The organism is Clavibacter sp. VKM Ac-2873, from assembly GCF_015351075.1.
Lineage (GTDB): Bacteria > Actinomycetota > Actinomycetes > Actinomycetales > Microbacteriaceae > Clavibacter.
The window spans coordinates 126,494-142,090 of sequence record NZ_JADKRS010000002.1; the positions used below are offsets into that span (position 1 = coordinate 126,494).

The 15,597-nt window shown below is 72.4% G+C and carries 17 protein-coding genes and 2 pseudogenes; 15 read left to right on the top strand and 4 right to left on the bottom strand.

The features are described from left to right. Window positions 1–2: 2 nt before the first annotated feature. The gene (purB, locus tag ITJ44_RS07745; protein WP_194634314.1) at window positions 3–1,385 is read right to left on the bottom strand and encodes an adenylosuccinate lyase; all 1,383 of its coding nucleotides are present in this window, start codon (window positions 1,383–1,385) and stop codon (window positions 3–5) included. 13 nt (window positions 1,386–1,398) lie between these two features. Further along, window positions 1,399–1,926, bottom strand: coding sequence for a low molecular weight protein-tyrosine-phosphatase (locus tag ITJ44_RS07750; RefSeq protein WP_045530006.1), 528 nt, complete (start codon window positions 1,924–1,926; stop codon window positions 1,399–1,401). 130 nt (window positions 1,927–2,056) lie between these two features. Between ITJ44_RS07750 and ITJ44_RS07755 the strand changes: the two genes are divergently transcribed. Further along, window positions 2,057–2,386 carry a hypothetical protein gene (locus ITJ44_RS07755; protein ID WP_194634316.1) on the top strand — a complete coding sequence of 110 codons (330 nt, stop codon included), beginning with the start codon at window positions 2,057–2,059 and terminating at the stop codon, window positions 2,384–2,386. Further along, window positions 2,383–3,741 carry a hypothetical protein gene (locus tag ITJ44_RS07760; RefSeq protein WP_194634319.1) on the top strand — a complete coding sequence of 453 codons (1,359 nt, stop codon included), beginning with the start codon at window positions 2,383–2,385 and terminating at the stop codon, window positions 3,739–3,741. Before ITJ44_RS07755 ends, ITJ44_RS07760 begins: the two co-directional genes overlap by 4 nt. An 8-nt stretch (window positions 3,742–3,749) precedes the next feature. Here ITJ44_RS07760 and ITJ44_RS07765 read toward each other — a convergent pair whose 3' ends face one another. Next, entirely contained in the window at window positions 3,750–4,145 is a 396-nt protein-coding gene (locus ITJ44_RS07765; RefSeq protein ID WP_194634321.1) for a phage holin family protein, read from the bottom strand. A 121-nt stretch (window positions 4,146–4,266) separates the two neighbouring features. On the opposite strand from ITJ44_RS07765, the gene ITJ44_RS07770 reads away from it, so the two are divergent. From ITJ44_RS07770 to rpsN, 11 genes and pseudogenes are all read left to right on the top strand, one after another. Continuing rightward, on the top strand, window positions 4,267–5,316 hold the full coding sequence (locus ITJ44_RS07770) for a pyridoxal phosphate-dependent aminotransferase (protein WP_228494890.1): 1,050 nt from the start codon (window positions 4,267–4,269) through the stop codon (window positions 5,314–5,316). Window positions 5,317–5,325: 9 nt separating this feature from the next. Further along, entirely contained in the window at window positions 5,326–6,438 is a 1,113-nt protein-coding gene (locus ITJ44_RS07775) for a thiamine pyrophosphate-dependent dehydrogenase E1 component subunit alpha (protein ID WP_194634324.1), read from the top strand. Window positions 6,439–6,524: 86 nt separating this feature from the next. Further along, window positions 6,525–7,490: an alpha-ketoacid dehydrogenase subunit beta gene (locus ITJ44_RS07780; RefSeq protein WP_304519862.1), complete on the top strand. Its 966-nt coding sequence runs from the start codon at window positions 6,525–6,527 to the stop codon at window positions 7,488–7,490. Window positions 7,491–7,530: 40 nt separating this feature from the next. Next, on the top strand, window positions 7,531–8,931 hold the full coding sequence (locus ITJ44_RS07785) for a dihydrolipoamide acetyltransferase family protein (RefSeq protein WP_194634328.1): 1,401 nt from the start codon (window positions 7,531–7,533) through the stop codon (window positions 8,929–8,931). 69 nt (window positions 8,932–9,000) lie between these two features. Next, window positions 9,001–9,954 carry a metal ABC transporter solute-binding protein, Zn/Mn family gene (locus ITJ44_RS07790; RefSeq protein ID WP_194634329.1) on the top strand — a complete coding sequence of 318 codons (954 nt, stop codon included), beginning with the start codon at window positions 9,001–9,003 and terminating at the stop codon, window positions 9,952–9,954. Then, entirely contained in the window at window positions 9,951–10,826 is an 876-nt protein-coding gene (locus ITJ44_RS07795; protein WP_194634331.1) for an ATP-binding cassette domain-containing protein, read from the top strand. The genes ITJ44_RS07790 and ITJ44_RS07795 overlap by 4 nt, the downstream gene beginning before the upstream one ends. Beyond that, window positions 10,823–11,749, top strand: coding sequence for a metal ABC transporter permease (locus ITJ44_RS07800; protein ID WP_194634333.1), 927 nt, complete (start codon window positions 10,823–10,825; stop codon window positions 11,747–11,749). The genes ITJ44_RS07795 and ITJ44_RS07800 overlap by 4 nt, the downstream gene beginning before the upstream one ends. Beyond that, complete coding sequence (locus ITJ44_RS07805; RefSeq protein ID WP_194634335.1) at window positions 11,746–12,189, top strand: Fur family transcriptional regulator; 444 nt, start codon at window positions 11,746–11,748, stop codon at window positions 12,187–12,189. The genes ITJ44_RS07800 and ITJ44_RS07805 overlap by 4 nt, the downstream gene beginning before the upstream one ends. Window positions 12,190–12,363: 174 nt before the next feature. Continuing rightward, window positions 12,364–12,600 carry a 50S ribosomal protein L28 gene (gene rpmB / locus ITJ44_RS07810; protein ID WP_012039624.1) on the top strand — a complete coding sequence of 79 codons (237 nt, stop codon included), beginning with the start codon at window positions 12,364–12,366 and terminating at the stop codon, window positions 12,598–12,600. Continuing rightward, window positions 12,600–12,767: a 50S ribosomal protein L33 gene (gene rpmG / locus ITJ44_RS07815; protein WP_011187086.1), complete on the top strand. Its 168-nt coding sequence runs from the start codon at window positions 12,600–12,602 to the stop codon at window positions 12,765–12,767. The genes rpmB and rpmG overlap by 1 nt, the downstream gene beginning before the upstream one ends. A 2-nt stretch (window positions 12,768–12,769) precedes the next feature. Next, window positions 12,770–13,060: pseudogene (gene rpsN, locus ITJ44_RS07820) on the top strand (30S ribosomal protein S14); the annotation flags it as partial. Here the strand turns inward: rpsN and ITJ44_RS16160 are convergent. Continuing rightward, window positions 12,971–13,156: pseudogene (locus ITJ44_RS16160) on the bottom strand (hypothetical protein); the annotation flags it as partial. The pseudogenes rpsN and ITJ44_RS16160 sit on opposite strands and share 90 nt — an antisense overlap. A 51-nt stretch (window positions 13,157–13,207) precedes the next feature. Between ITJ44_RS16160 and ITJ44_RS07825 the strand changes: the two are divergent. Further along, window positions 13,208–13,495 carry an HU family DNA-binding protein gene (locus tag ITJ44_RS07825; protein ID WP_012039622.1) on the top strand — a complete coding sequence of 96 codons (288 nt, stop codon included), beginning with the start codon at window positions 13,208–13,210 and terminating at the stop codon, window positions 13,493–13,495. Between the two features lie 122 nt (window positions 13,496–13,617). Beyond that, window positions 13,618–15,597: a cytochrome c oxidase assembly protein gene (locus ITJ44_RS07830; RefSeq protein WP_194634339.1), complete on the top strand. Its 1,980-nt coding sequence runs from the start codon at window positions 13,618–13,620 to the stop codon at window positions 15,595–15,597.

The following is a 15,597-nucleotide window of genomic DNA, read 5'->3' on the forward strand; positions in this document are numbered from 1 at the left end:
CCTCAGAGGATGTGGTCGACCAGCTGCGACGCCAGCCCGGCATACCCGGCCGGGGTCAGCTCGAGCAGCCGCGCCTTCGCCTGGTCCCCGATGTCGAGCCCGGAGACGAACGCCCGCATCTCGTCGCGACCGACGCGCTTGCCGCGCGTGAGCTCCTTGAGCACCGCGTACGGGTCGCTGATGGAGCTGCGTCCCGCGACGATCTCCGCGCGGATGACCGTCTGGATGGCCTCGCCGAGGATCTCCCAGTTCGCGTCGAGGTCGGCCGCCAGCAGCGCGCGGTCGACGTCGATCTCCAGCAGACCCCGCCCGATGTTGTCGAGCGCCAGCAGCGAGTGCCCGAGCGCGACGCCGACGTTGCGCTGCGTCGTGGAGTCGGTGAGGTCGCGCTGGAGGCGCGAGGTGACGAGCGTGGACGCGAGCGAGTCGAGCAGCGCATCCGACAGCTCGAGGTTCGCCTCGGCGTTCTCGAACCGGATGGGGTTGATCTTGTGCGGCATGGTGGACGACCCGGTGGCCCCGGCCTGCGGGATCTGCCGGAAGTAGCCCATGGAGATGTAGGTCCACACGTCGGTGCAGAGGTTGTGCAGCACGCGGTTCGCATGGGCGATCCGCGTGTAGAGCTCGGCCTGCCAGTCGTGCGACTCGATCTGCGTGGTGAGGGGGTTCCACACCAGGCCGAGCGACGTGACGAAGGCGCGCGACTCGGCGGGCCAGTCGACGTCCGCGTCGGCGGCGAGGTGGGCCGCGAACGTGCCGGTGGCGCCGCTGAACTTGCCCAGGACCTCGACGTCCTCCACGTCGGCCCGGAGGCGCTCGAGCCGGTGCACGAACACCGCGAGCTCCTTGCCGAGCGTGGTGGGCGTGGCGGGCTGGCCGTGGGTGCGCGACAGCATGGCGTCGTCGCGGAAGAGGATGGCCCGCTCGCGGAGCGCGCCGATGACGGACACCAGCTTCGGCAGCCACACCTCGCGCACGGCGCGGTCGATGACGAGCGCGTACGAGAGGTTGTTGATGTCCTCGCTCGTGCAGGCGAAGTGCGTGAGCTCGGCGACGCGACCGAGGCCGAGCTCCTCCAGGCGATCGCGGACGAAGTACTCGACGGCCTTCACATCGTGCCGGGTGACGGCCTCGACGCGGGCGAGCGCGTCGATCTGCTCCTGCCCGAAGCCCGCGACGACGTCGCGCAGCGCCGCCTTCTGCGCGTCCGTGAACGGCGAGGAGGAGAGGAGCGACCGGTCGGTGAGGTGGATGAGCCACTCGATCTCGACGTGGATGCGCGCCCGGTTGAGGCCCGCCTCCGAGAGGTGCTCGCCGAGCTCGGTGACGACGGGGGCGTAGCGGCCGTCCAGGGGGCTCAGCACCTGCGGGGGCAACGGGCTCATGCGGGGGGATCTCCTAGCTGGGGGGACGGATGCCGGGCTCCACCTGCGCGAGGAGGGCCCGGGCGGCTCGATCTATCATCCCAAGAACCCGATCGAACATCGCCGCGTCCGTGTAGTACGGGTCGGGGACGTCCCGCAGGTGGGCCTGTGGAGGATCGAACGACAGCAGCAGGTGGATCTTCGCCCGGTCCGCCTCGGTCCGCGCCCACTGGCGCAGCGTCCGCTCCTGGCCGCGGTCGAACACGACCACCAGGTCGAGGTCGGGCAGCGTGTCGGGGTCGAACTGCTTGGCGCGATGGGCGGAACCCGAGAGGCCGCGCCGCTCGAGCGCGGCGAGCGTGCGCGCGTCCGCCTGCTCGCCCACGTGCCAGTCGCCCGTCCCGGCGCTCGTCACCGAGACGCGGTCCGCGTGCCCGGCGCGCTGCACGAGGTCCCGGAAGACGACCTCCGCCATCGGCGAGCGGCAGATGTTGCCGGTGCAGACGAAGGCGATCCGGAAGACGGGCGGAGCCGTCGCGGCCGGAGAGTCGGGGGCTCCCATGCGCTCATTCTGTCGGCTGCGGTCCCTCCCCACACCCCCGGATCCCCGCCCCTCCCCCGGATGCGGCGTCCGGCGGCCCCTCGTCCACGCCGTCGCGCACGATGCGGGCGACGTGAGAGGACGGGATGCGATGCCGGGACGGGCGGGCGGATGGGGTGCGGGCGGGGGCGATCCGCTCGGAGCGCAGGGGTCGGGTCAGGGCGGCGGCACCCCCGGGCAGCTGCGGGCAGAGGCGCGGTCGCGGGCGCACGCGCTCGCGGTCCTCGCGGACGCGGTGGCGGAGACGCATCGCGTCATCGCGTCCTGCCGCGACGACCCGTCGTGGTCGGGACGCGCCCACGACGCGTTCCTCCGCGCCCTCGACGACCTGGCCGGTCGCGTGGCGCTCGCCGGCACCCTCCTCCACGACGCGCATCCGGCCGCCGACGCGGTGCCGGGCTGCCCGGGAGCGCACCCGTGACCGCGGTCGCGGGGCTCACCGTCACCGAGGGAGGCGGCACCGCGGTCGAGACGGACGACCTCACGCGCATCGCCGCGCGGCTCGACGACGAGGGCGGCAGGTTGGAGGACCATGCCCGTGCGCTGGTCCTGCCGCCGCTGGTGGCCACGATCACGGGCGACCACGACGCGCGGCTCGACGCTCCGCGCGGCCTCCTGGCGGCCGCCGCCCACGACGCGCGGGCGCTCGCCACCGACCTGCGCCGCATCGCCGCCGAGTACGCGGACGGGGAGCGGGACGTCGACCGCTGCGTGAGATCCGCATCGGGCGCCGGCGCGACGGACGCCGCTCGCCCGTCCCCGGGCGGCATCGGCGACGCGCTCGCCGGCCTGCGCCCCGACGGGTTGCGGCTGCTGGGTGTCGGCAGCATGCTCGCCGTCCATCCGGACGGGCCCGGACGGATCATGCTGCCCGCCGTCGTCCGGGACGTGGTCTCGGACATCGCGGCCGCGGCCACGCGCTTCCTCCCGGGCCGCCCGGCCGGCGACGACGGCGTGCGCGAGGCGACCGCGGGTCTCCTGGCCATGCTCGGCGCCGTCGGCATCCTGCGCGACGCGCCGGCGATCGTCCACGTCCGCGGTGACGCCGTCCGACCGGTGCCGTCGAGCCTGCGGGACCTCGCCGACCGGATCCCCGACCCGGTCCCCGGCGCCGCGCAGATGCGCGTCGAGGAGTACCGGGCACCGGACGGGCGACGCCGCTTCGTCGCGTACCTCGGCGGCATGGTGACCCTGGATCCGCGCACCGGCCGCGAGGACTTCGGTCCGTCCTCGGCGGCCGCCGCGCTCGCCACCGAGGGCGGGTCCGCCGTGCGCGCCGCGCAGACCGCGCTCCGCGAGGCCGGCGCCGCCGCGGACGACGAGGTGTACGTCGTCGGCTACTCGATGGGCGGGATCCTCGCGCGCTCGGTGGGCGACGGCCCGGGCTTCCGCGTCACCCACGAGCTCACGTTCGGCTCCCCGGTCGGGCAGCTGCCGATGCGCCCGGGGATCGACGGCGTGGCGGTGGAGCACACGGACGACCCCGTCCCCTCGCTCGGCGGCGTGCGCCCGTCCGATGGCGACGCGGGCGACGATGTCGTGGTGCGCGCGCCGGCCTTCGCGCCGACGGCATCCGCCGGGCCGCTGGACGCGCACGACCTCGGCACGTACAGGGAGACGGCGACCGAGATGGACGCCTCCCGCTCGCCGCTCCTGGAGAGGGCACGCGACGAGCTCCACGGGTTCCTCGACGGGGCGACGCCGGTCGCGTCCCACCTCTACCGGGCGGAGAGGCCGGCGGTCCCCTCCGCGGGCGGATCGGGCGGGGGGATGTGACGCGCGGGTCAGCTCCTCGCGGTCACCGGTCGGAGCACGAGGCCCACCAGCCAGCTGAAGAACGCCATGAGCAGCGCGCCGAGCACGCCCCACCAGAACCCCTCGACCGTGAGACCGAAGCCGAGGGCGTCCGAGATCGCGGCCACGAGGAGGAAGAGCAGACCGTTGACGATGAGCGCGATGAGGCCCAGCGTGAGGATGTAGAGGGGGAACGCCACGATGCGGATGGCGGTGCCGATCACGCCGTTCACGACGCCGAAGATCGCGCCGAGCAGCAGGTAGGTGAGCACGGTGGCCGTGGTGTCGCCCGGTTCGTAGGCGGTCACGACGGTGCCGGAGACGATGAGCGTGGTGAGCCAGAGCGCGAGGGCGTTGACGACCACGCGGACGAGGAATCGGGGCATGCGCAGATCTTCGCAGACGCCGCCCCGACGGACCATGGGCCATGCGGCGGCCCGCCCGTAGAATCGCCCGGTGATCCCCGAACCCGCCGCCCCCGTGCGTCTCCGTCCCGCCATCGCGGCCATGGTCGCCTACCGCCAGGGCAAGCCGGCCGGCGAGGACGACTTCAAGCTCTCCAGCAACGAGAACCCCTTCGACCCGCTGCCCTCCGTGCTCGCCCGCATCGACCAGGTGCGCGACGTGAACCGCTATCCCGACGCGGGCGCGACGCTGCTGCGCACCGCGCTCGCCGAGCGCTTCGGCGTCACGGTCGACCACGTCCACGCCGGGGCCGGATCCGTGGCGATCCTCTCGCAGCTCATCACGGCGGCCGCGGGCCCCGGCGACGAGGTCGTCCACGCCTGGCGCTCCTTCGAGGCGTACCCCACCCTCATCACGGTCGCGGGGGCCACGGGCGTCCCGGTGCCGAACCTGCCGGACCACTCGCACGACGTCGACGGCATGATCCGGGCGCTCACCGACCGCACGCGCGTCGTCATCGTCTGCACCCCGAACAACCCGACCGGCACCCTCGTCACGCAGGCCGACCTCGAGCGCCTGCTCGCGGCCGTCCCGCGCGACGTGCTCGTGCTCCTCGACGAGGCGTACGGCGAGTTCGTCGGCCAGGAGCATGCCCTCGACGGCATGCGCCTCCTCGCCGACCACCCGAACCTCGTCGTCCTCCGCACGTTCTCGAAGGCGTACGGGCTGGCCGGCCTGCGCATCGGCTACGCCGTGGGTCACCCGCGCATCCTCGACGCCGCCCGCTCCGCCGCCATCCCGCTCTCCGTCACCGGGCACGCGCAGCACGCGGCGCTGGCCTCGCTCGAGCACGAGGACGAGCTCCTGGAGCGCGTGGCCGTGCTCGCGCGCGACCGCGACGAGGCGTGGCGCGCGCTCACCGAGCAGGGCTGGGACGTGCCGCGACCGCACGGCAACTTCGTCTGGCTGGCCACGGGAGCGGAGACCGCCGAGGTCGAGGCGCAGCTGGCCGTCGCGGGGCTCGTGGTGCGCGCGTTCGGGTCCGAGGGCATCCGCGTCACCATCGGCGAACCCGCCTCTGTCCGGAAGCTACTGAACGCGTCTGCGGGAATTGTCCGGGGGCTGCCGGAGGGCCACCCGGCGCGCCGGTAGGTTGGGACGATGCCGGAAAGCGATGTGACGGTCCAGCTCCTGACCCCCGCGGGCGAGCTCGCACCGAGCGACTCCGCCGAGGAGTTCCTCCCGTACTTCGAGCGACTCACGGAGGACGACCATCGTGGCTTCCTCCGCGACATGCGCCTCACGCGGGCGTTCGACCTCGAGGCCACGAACCTCCAGCGCCAGGGCCACCTCGGCCTCTGGGCGCCGAGCACCGGGCAGGAGGCGGCGCAGGTCGGATCCGGCCGGGCCACGCGCCCGCAGGACCACGTGTTCCCGGCGTACCGCGAGCACGGCGTCGCCCTCATCCGCGGCATCGACCCCGTCGACATCGTGCGCCTGATGCGCGGGGTGACGCACGGCGGATGGGATCCGGCGGCGGGCAACTTCCACCTCTACACGCTGGTCATCGGCTCGCAGGCGCTGCACGCCACGGGCTACGCGATGGGCGTCGCGTTCGACGGCGACGTGGCCACCGGGGATCCCGACCGCGACACCGCCGTCATCGCCTACTACGGCGACGGCGCCACCAGCCAGGGCGACGTGAGCGAGGCGTTCGTCTTCGCCGCGAGCTTCCAGACCCCGCAGGTCTTCTTCCTGCAGAACAACCACTGGGCGATCTCTGTGCCGGTCTCCACGCAGTCGCGCACGCCCCTCTACCTCCGCTCCCGCGGCTTCGGCGTGCCCAGCACGCAGGTCGACGGCAACGACGTCTTCGCGAGCTACGCGGTCACGGCCAAGCACCTCGACGACGCCCGGAACGGCGGCGGCCCCTCCTTCATCGAGGCGCTCACCTACCGCGTCGGCGCGCACACGTCGAGCGACGACCCCACGAAGTACCGCACCGACGAGGAGCTGCAGGGCTGGGTCGCGAAGGACCCGATCGCCCGGCTCGAGGCGTACCTGCGCGGCCAGGGCGCGCCGCAGTCGCTCTTCGACGGCATCGACGAGGAGGCGAAGGACCTCGCCGCCGACGTCCGCCGCCGCACCATCGAGCTGACGAGCCCGGCGCTGCCCGGCATCTTCGACCACGTCTACTCGGAGCCGCACCCCGTCACGACGGAGCAGCGCGAGTGGCTCGAGCGCTACGAGGCCTCCCTGGGAGGGAACCGATGACCGACACCATCGACCGCGCCGCGACCCCCGAGGGATCCGGCGACGCCGCGGCGAGCGGATCGGGAGCTCCCGCCGGCATCGAGAGCATGCCCATGGCCAAGGCCCTCAACGCGGGTCTCCGCCGGGCGCTCGAGGAGGACGACAAGGTCCTCCTCATGGGCGAGGACATCGGCCCGCTCGGCGGCGTCTTCCGCATCACCGAGCACCTGCAACGCGACTTCGGCCCCCGCCGCGTCATCGACACCCCGCTCGCCGAGTCCGGCATCGTCGGCACGGCCATCGGCCTCGCGATGCGCGGCTACCGGCCCGTGTGCGAGATCCAGTTCGACGGCTTCATCTACCCGGCCTTCGACCAGATCACGAGCCAGCTCGCCAAGATCACCAACCGGCACGAGGGCGCGATGCGCATGCCCGTCGTGATCCGCGTGCCGTACGGCGGCCACATCGGCGCCATCGAGCACCACCAGGAGAGCCCCGAGGCGTACTTCGCGCACACGCCCGGCCTCCGCGTCGTGAGCCCGAGCACGCCGCACGACGCCTACTGGATGATCCAGGAGGCCATCCGGAGCGATGACCCGGTGATGTTCTTCGAACCCAAGGCCCGCTACCGGCCGAAGGGCGAGGTCGACTTCTCCGCCCCCGGCATCGGCCTGCACGAGAGCCGCGTGGTCCGCTCCGGCACCGACGTCACGCTCGTCGGGCACGGCGCCATGGTCGCCATGCTGCTGCAGGCGGCCGAGCTGGCGGCCGAGGAGGGCACGAGCGTCGAGGTCGTCGACCTGCGCTCGCTGTCGCCCGTCGACTACGGGCCCATCCTCGAGTCCGTCCAGCGCACCGGCCGCCTGGTCGTCGCGCAGGAGGCGCCGGGCCACGTGTCCGTCGGCTCCGAGATCGCGGCGACCGTCACGGAGCGGGCGTTCTACTCGCTCGAGGCGCCGGTGATCCGGGTCTCCGGGTTCGACGCCCCGTTCCCTCCCGCGAAGCTCGAGACGCTGTACCTCCCGGATGCCGACCGCATCCTCGAGGCCGTCGACCGCTCGCTCGCCTACTAGACGCCCGCCGCCCCCGCGGCACGGAGAAGAGGACCGCACGATGGCTGATTCCGAGTTCACCCTGCCCGACGTGGGCGAGGGCCTCATCGACGCCGAGATCGTCTCGTGGCGCGTGCAGCCGGGCGACCAGGTGGCGCTCAACCAGGTGATCGTCGAGATCGAGACCGCGAAGTCGCTCGTGGAGCTGCCGAGCCCGTTCGAGGGCACGGTCTCCGGGCTGCTCGTCCAGGAGGGCCAGACCGTCGAGGTGGGCACGCCCATCATCGCCATCGCGCAGGGCTCGCCGAGCGTGTCCGCTCCCGCCGAGACGCCGGCGCAGATGGCCCTGCCGGGCGAGACGGTGATCGAGGACGACACCGCCATCGAGAACCGCGAGCCGGCGCCCGCGCCCGCGCCCGAGGAGACCTCCGGCGCCGTGCTCGTCGGCTACGGCACCGTCGGCAAGGTCGCGAGCCGCCGTCGGCGCGCCGAGCCGGGCGACGCCGCCCCGGCCGCCCGTCACGCCGCGCGCCCGGGCGCTGCCGCGGGCGCGCCCGCCGCCCGCGCCCCGCGACCCGACTCGGTGCCCGCCGCCTCGGCCGCGCCCATCATCGCGAAGCCCCCCATCCGCAAGCTCGCAAAGGACCTCGAGGTGGACCTGGCCGAGGTCGAGGCCACGGGGCTCGTCGGCGAGATCACGCGCGAGGACGTCATCCGCACCGCGCAGCAGGCGAGCGTCTTCAAGAACATCGAGACGCCCGAGTGGCCGGATGCGCGCGAGGACCGGATCCCCGTCAAGGGCGTCCGCAAGGTCATCGCGGCGGCCATGGTCCAGAGCGCGTTCCAGGCGCCCCACGTGAGCCTGTTCGTCGACGTCGACGCCACGCGCACGATGGAGTTCGTCAAGCGCCTCAAGGCGTCCACCGACTTCGCGGGCGTCAAGGTCTCGCCCCTGCTCATCATGGCCAAGGCGATGATCTGGGCCGTGCGCCGGAACCCGACGGTCAACTCCTCGTGGACCGACCAGGAGATCATCGTCCGCCACTACGTGAACCTCGGCGTCGCCGCAGCGACCCCGCGCGGCCTCGTGGTGCCGAACGTGAAGGAGGCGCAGGCGATGTCGCTCCTGGAGCTCGCCCGCGCGCTCGAGCAGCTGACCCTCACGGCCCGCGACGGCAAGACCAGCCCGGCGGACATGAGCCAGGGCACCATCACGATCACCAACATCGGCGTCTTCGGCATGGACACCGGCACGCCGATCCTCAACCCGGGCGAGGTCGCGATCGTCGCGCTCGGCACCATCAAGCAGAAGCCGTGGGTGGTCGACGGCGAGGTGCGTCCGCGCTTCGTCACGACCATCGGCGCGAGCTTCGACCACCGCGTCGTCGACGGCGACGTCGCGAGCCGCTTCCTGGCCGACGTCGCGAGCATCATCGAGGAGCCGGCGCTGCTCCTGGAGTGACGCGTCCGCCCTCCACAGTGGGGGCGTGGTGGTACTGATACCGGTTATCAATACCGTATCGTCGGATGCATGAACCGTCGCCCCCTCACCGCCCTGCTCGCCGTCTCGCTCCTCGCCGTCCCCCTCGCGGGCTGCGCCTCCGGATCCGGGGCCCCCTCCGACGACGCGTCGGCGTCCGCGTCCGGCGGCGGCACGCTCGAGGTCGTCGCGTCCACCGACGTCTACGGCGACATCGCGAAGCAGATCGGCGGCGACGACGTGAAGGTGACGTCGATCATCGACAGCCCCGACAAGGACCCGCACGAGTACCAGGCCACCTCGCGCGACCAGCTCGCGCTCTCCACCGCCGACGTCGTGATCCAGAACGGCGGCGGCTACGACGACTTCGTCGACACCATGATCCAGGCGCTCCCGGGCGGCACGAGCCCCGTCCTCCTCAACGCCGTCGACATCTCCGGCTTCGACCAGAAGCCCGCCGAGGGCGAGCTCAACGAGCACGTCTGGTACGACATGCCCACGATGAAGAAGCTGGCCGAGGAGATCGAGCAGGCGTTCTCGAAGGCCGACAGCTCCGGTGCCGCCACGTTCGAGGCGAACGAGCAGGCCTTCACCGCGAAGCTCGACGGCATCGCCGCCGCCGAGGCCGCCGCGAAGCCGGCCGGCACCGGCAAGGGCGTCGCGATCACCGAGCCCGTGCCGCTGTACATGACGAGCGCCATGGGCCTCGAGAACCGCACGCCGGACGAGTTCAGCGAGGCCGTCGAGGAGGGCACCGACGTGCCCGCCGACGTGCTCAAGGAGACGCTCGCCCTCTTCTCCGAGAAGAAGGTCGCGGCGCTCGTCTACAACTCGCAGACCACGGGCGCGACGACCGACCAGGTCGTCGCCGCCGCGAAGGCCGCCGGCGTCCCGGTCGTGCCGGTCACGGAGACCCTGCCCGCCGACCTGCCCGCGGGCAGCGGGTACGTTGAGTGGATGACCGAGAACGTCGACGCCGTGGCCTCCGCCATCAAGGGATCGTGACCGGCGCACCCGTCCTGAGCCTCCGGGACGCGACGCTCGCGTTCGGGGCGCGCACGCTCTGGAGCGGACTCGACCTCGACGTGGCACCCGGCGAGTTCGTCGCGGTGCTCGGCCCGAACGGATCCGGCAAGACCAGCTTCCTGAAGTCCGTCCTCGGCGCCCAGCGCCTCACATCGGGGGAGATGCGCTTCCTCGACGAGCCGGTGCGCCGCGGCGCGCGGCGCATGGGCTACATCCCGCAGCAGAAGCTCATCACCGCGGCCACGCCCGTGCGGGCGCGCGACCTCGTCGGCTTCGGCGTCACCGGCCACCGCTGGGGGCTGCCGATCAGCCGGCGGGCCGAGCGGGCCCGGGTCGACGAGCTGCTCGAGGCGGTCGGCGCCACCTCCTACGCGGACGCGCCGGTCGCGACCCTCTCCGGCGGGGAGCAGCAGCGGCTGCGCGTGGCCCAGGCCCTCGCGTCGGATCCGCGGCTCCTCCTCTGCGACGAGCCGCTGCTCAGCCTCGACCTCGGGCACCAGCGCGTGGTCAGCGAGCTCATCGACCGGCACCGCAGGGAGACCGACGCGGCGGTGGTGTTCGTCACGCACGACGTGAACCCCGTGCTCGACATGGTCGACCGCGTCCTCTACCTGGTGGGCGGCCGGTTCCGCATCGGGACGCCCGACGAGGTCCTCGACTCCGAGGTGCTGAGCTCGCTCTACGGCACCCCCGTCGACGTGGTGCGCGTGCGCGGCCGCGTCGTCGTGGTCGGCGCCACCGACGACCCGCACGGCCACCACTCGCACGACGACGACGACCACGACGAGCACGGCGACCACGGGTCGCACGGCGTGCACGACCAGGCTCCCGCCGACGGGAGGGCCGCGTGATCCACCTGCTCGCCGACGCGGGCGACGTCTGGTCGCGCCTGTTCGACTTCTCCGACTACGGCGCGCTCGTGGCGCTGCTGCGGAACAGCATCATCGCGGGCGCCGTGCTCGGCGTCGTGGGGGGCCTCATCGGCGTCTTCGTCATGACGCGCGACCTCGCCTTCGCGGTCCACGGCGTGAGCGAGCTCTCGTTCGCGGGCGCGGCGGCGGCGCTGCTGCTCGGCGTCAACGTGGTGGGCGGATCCCTGGTGGGCTCGCTCATCGCCGCCATCGCCATCGGCGTGCTGGGCACGCGCGCGAAGGACCGCAACTCGATCATCGCCGTCATCATGCCGTTCGGCCTCGGGCTCGGGATCCTGTTCCTGGCCCTCTACGACGGCCGCGCCAGCAACAAGTTCGGCCTGCTCACGGGGCAGATCGTCTCGGTCGACAACCCGCAGCTGGGCTACCTCGTGGGCATCAGCGCCGTCGTCATCCTCGGCCTCGCGGTCGTCTGGCGGCCGCTGATGTTCGCGAGCGTCGACCCCGACGTGGCCGCCGCCCGCGGCGTGCCCGTGCGCCTGCTCTCCATCGTCTTCATGATCCTGCTCGGCCTCGGCACGGCGGTCTCCATCCAGATCGTCGGCGCGCTGCTCGTGCTCTCGCTGCTGGTGACGCCCGCTGCGGCCGCGATGCGCGTCTCGTCGACGCCCCGGGTGGTCGTCTCGCTCAGCGTGCTGTTCGCGCTCGCGAGCATCGTGGGCGGCATCATGCTCGCGCTCGGCAGCAGCATCCCCATCAGCCCGTACGTCACGACCATCTCGTTCACGATCTACCTGGTCTGCCGCGGCATCGACGCCCTCCGGGCGCGCAGCGGCACGTCGGGCGGGACGCGTACCCTGGCTCCGCGGGGAGGATCGCCCGCCGGGAGGGCACGGGCATGAAGCGGAACACGTGGCAGCGCGAGGCCGTCCGGCAGGCGCTGGACGCATCGACCGAGTTCGTGAGCGCGCAGCGGCTCCACGCGCGCCTGCACGACGCGGGATCCCCCATCGGCCTGGCCACCGTCTACCGCGCCCTCGGCGACCTCGCCGCCGAGGGCGACGCCGACTCCCTGCAGTCGCCCGACGGCGAGGCGCTCTACCGCACGTGCGCCACGGGCGGCCACCACCACCACCTCATCTGCCGCGTCTGCGGGAAGACCGTCGAGATCGCGGCCGACGAGGTCGAGGCCTGGGCGCACGACGTCGCCGCGCGCAACGGCTTCACGGCCCCGAGCCACGTGGTCGACGTCTTCGGCCTCTGCGCCGAGTGCACGCGCCGCGCGGCCGAGGCGGCGGGCGCGCCGACGGCCGGCGCCTCGGAGGCCCCCGCATCCGCATGATCCCGGGCCCTCGGCTTGCGCCCGGGCGTGTCGTCGCGTAGCCTCGATCCTTGGCCGAGCGGCTCATCCGCTCGCATGTGCGCCCACCCCTATCTCTCGAGATCCGGGGACGGGCGTGCCGACAAGAAATCTTGGGTAGGGCGGTCTCGCCCTACGGTACCTACGGAGGAAACCATGGCAGCAACCTGCCAGGTGACCGGCGCCGTCCCCGGCTTCGGACACAACATCTCGCACTCGCACCGGCGCACCAAGCGCCGCTTCGACCCGAACGTTCAGAAGAAGACGTACTACGTCCCCTCGCTGCGTCGCAACGTCAAGCTCACGCTCTCCGCGAAGGGCATCAAGGTCATCGACGCCCGCGGCATCGAGTCCGTCGTCAAGGACATCCTCGCTCGCGGGGTGAAGATCTAATGGCCAAGCAGCAGGACGTCCGTCCGATCATCAAGCTCCGCTCGACGGCTGGCACCGGGTACACGTACGTGACCCGCAAGAACCGCCGCAACAACCCCGACCGCCTCGTGCTGAAGAAGTACGACCCGGTCGTCCGCAAGCACGTCGACTTCCGCGAGGAGCGCTAAACATGGCCAAGAAGAGCAAGATCGCCCGCAACGAGCAGCGCAAGGTCATCGTCGAGCGGTACGCCGCGAAGCGCCTCGAGCTGAAGAAGGCCCTCGTGGACCCGAACGGCACCGACGAGAGCCGCGAGGCGGCCCGCGCCGGCATCCAGCGCCTCCCGCGCGACGCCTCGCCCGTCCGCCTGCGCCAGCGCGACGCCATCGACGGTCGCCCCCGCGGCAACCTGTCGAAGTTCGGCATCTCCCGCGTGCGCTTCCGTGACATGGCCCACCGCGGCGAGCTTCCGGGCGTCACGAAGTCCAGCTGGTAGGTTCCAAGCGGCCGTATGGCCGAACGGACCGCTGATGGCCTCGATCGGGTCGCACGGTCCGCTGACGTAGACAGACACCATCCACCACACGGCCGCTCGAGAAGAACGGCACCAGGTCCGAGGAGGACACCCATGGCTGACAAGTCACTCAACCGCACCGAGCTCGTTGCCGCCGTCGCCGCGGAGTCGGGCCAGAGCCAGGCCGCCGTCAACGGCGTGCTGGACGCGCTCTTCTCCACCGTCGCGACCAACGTCGCCGACGGCGTCAAGGTCACGATCCCGGGCTGGGTCGCCTTCGAGCAGACGGCTCGCGCCGCGCGCACGGGCCGCAACCCGCAGACGGGCGAGCCGCTCGAGATCAAGGCGTCCAAGGGCGTCAAGGTCTCCGCCGGCAGCAAGCTCAAGGCCGCCGTCAAGTAGTCCTCCTCACCACACGCCCAGCGGGGGCGCCGACTCCGGTCGGCGTCCCCGCTGTCGCGTTCCCGGGAGGCGCTCCGGCGGCCAGCCGCCCGTCAGCGGGCGCGAGTTAGGCTGGATCCCTCATGCCCAGACTCCTCCGCGTCGCGGGGCCCGCCGCCCTCGTCATCGTCGCGTTCCTCTCGCTGCTGGCCGCGCTCGCCATCGGCGGGGGCGCCGCCCCGCAGCTCCTCGAGGACGCGGGCCCCGTGGTCCGCTACGGCCTGCCTGCCGCGAAGATGATGGTCAACCTCTCGGCGGCCACGGCCATCGGCGCGCTGCTGCTCGCCGCGTTCGCCCTGTCGCGCCAGCGCCCCGAGTACGGCCGCGCGCTCGACATCGCCGCGGCGGGCGCCGCCCTCTGGACGGTCGCCTCCGCGATCACGGCGTTCTTCACCTTCCTCAGCGTCTCCGGCACGCCCTTCTCCTTCAGCGCCGAGTTCGGGACGAGCCTCGGGCTCGTGCTCACGCAGATCTCCGTGGGCCAGGCCTGGCTCGCGACCACGCTGATCGCCGCGACGGTCACGGTGCTGTGCTTCGCGGTCCGCAACCACACCGCCATCGGGTTCGTGCTCGTGATCGCGGTCGGCGGCCTGGTGCCCATGGCGCAGCAGGGGCACGCGGGCGGCACCGAGGGTCACGACGCCGCGGTCAACGCGCTGGGGCTGCACCTCGTGTTCGCCGCGGTCTGGCTGGGCGGGCTGCTCACCATGGTGCTGCTGCGTTCGAAGCTCGACGGGGACCGGCTGGTGCCGGTGCTGCGCCGCTACTCGGCGGTCGCGCTCGTGTGCTTCGTGGTCGTCGCCGCGTCCGGGTACGTGAGCGCGGAGATCCGCGTCGGCACGCTCGACCGGCTGCTCACCGCGTACGGGCTCCTGGTGCTGATCAAGGTGGCGGCGCTCCTGGCGCTCGGCCTGTTCGGCGCGGCGTACCGGCGGGTGCTCATCGGGAAGCTCGAGGAGCGCGGATCCGCGGCGCGGGGGCCCTTCTGGTGGCTCGTCACGGCCGAGCTCGCGTTCATGGGCGTCGCGTCCGGCGTGGCCGCGGCGCTCGCCCGCACGGCACCGCCCGTGAGCCAGATCGTGGCGACGCAGCTGCCGGATCCGACGCCCGCGCAGATCCTCACCGGCGAGCCCCTGCCGCCCGAGCTCACGCCCATGCGCTACCTCACGGAGTGGAACTTCGACCTGCTCTGGATCCTGCTGTGCGCCTTCGGCATCTTCTTCTACCTGGCTGGCGTGCACCGCCTCCGCACGCGCGGCGACGCGTGGCCCCTGCACCGCTCGATCCTCTGGGTCGCGGGCATGATCGGCCTCTTCTACATCACCAACGGCGGCGTGAACGTCTACCAGAAGTACCTCTTCAGCTCGCACATGCTCGCGCACATGGTGCTCGCCATGGTCATCCCGCTGCTGCTCGTGCCGGGCGCCCCGGTGACCCTCGCCATGCGCGCCATCCGCAAGCGCCAGGACGGCAGCCGCGGCGGCCGCGAGTGGATCCTGCTGGCCGTGCACTCCCGGTTCGCGTCGTTCGTGGGCCACCCCATCGTGGCGGCGGTGCTGTTCGCGGGCTCGCTCCTCGTCTTCTACTACTCGCCGCTGTTCAGCTGGGCCACGACCGACCACATCGGGCACCAGTGGATGATCGTCCACTTCCTCATCGTCGGGTACCTGTTCACGCAGAACCTCATCGGCGTGGATCCGATGCCGGTGCGCCTCGCCTACCCGATGCGCCTGCTGCTGCTGCTCGCCACCATGGCGTTCCACGCGTTCTTCGGCCTCTCGCTCATGACCGGCACCGGGCTGCTGCTCGCGGACTGGTTCGGCGCGATGGGCCGGCCGTGGGGCGAGTCGGCGCTGGCGGACCAGCAGGCCGGCGGCGGAATCGCGTGGAGCATCGGGGAGATCCCGACGGTGATCCTCGCGATCGTCACGGCGGTCATGTGGAGCAAGAGCGACAAGCGCGACTCCGTGCGCTACGACCGCAAGGCCGACCGCGACGGCGACGCCGAGCTCGAGGCCTACAACCGCAACCTCGAGGCGCTGCAGGCGACCGAGCGGCGCTGA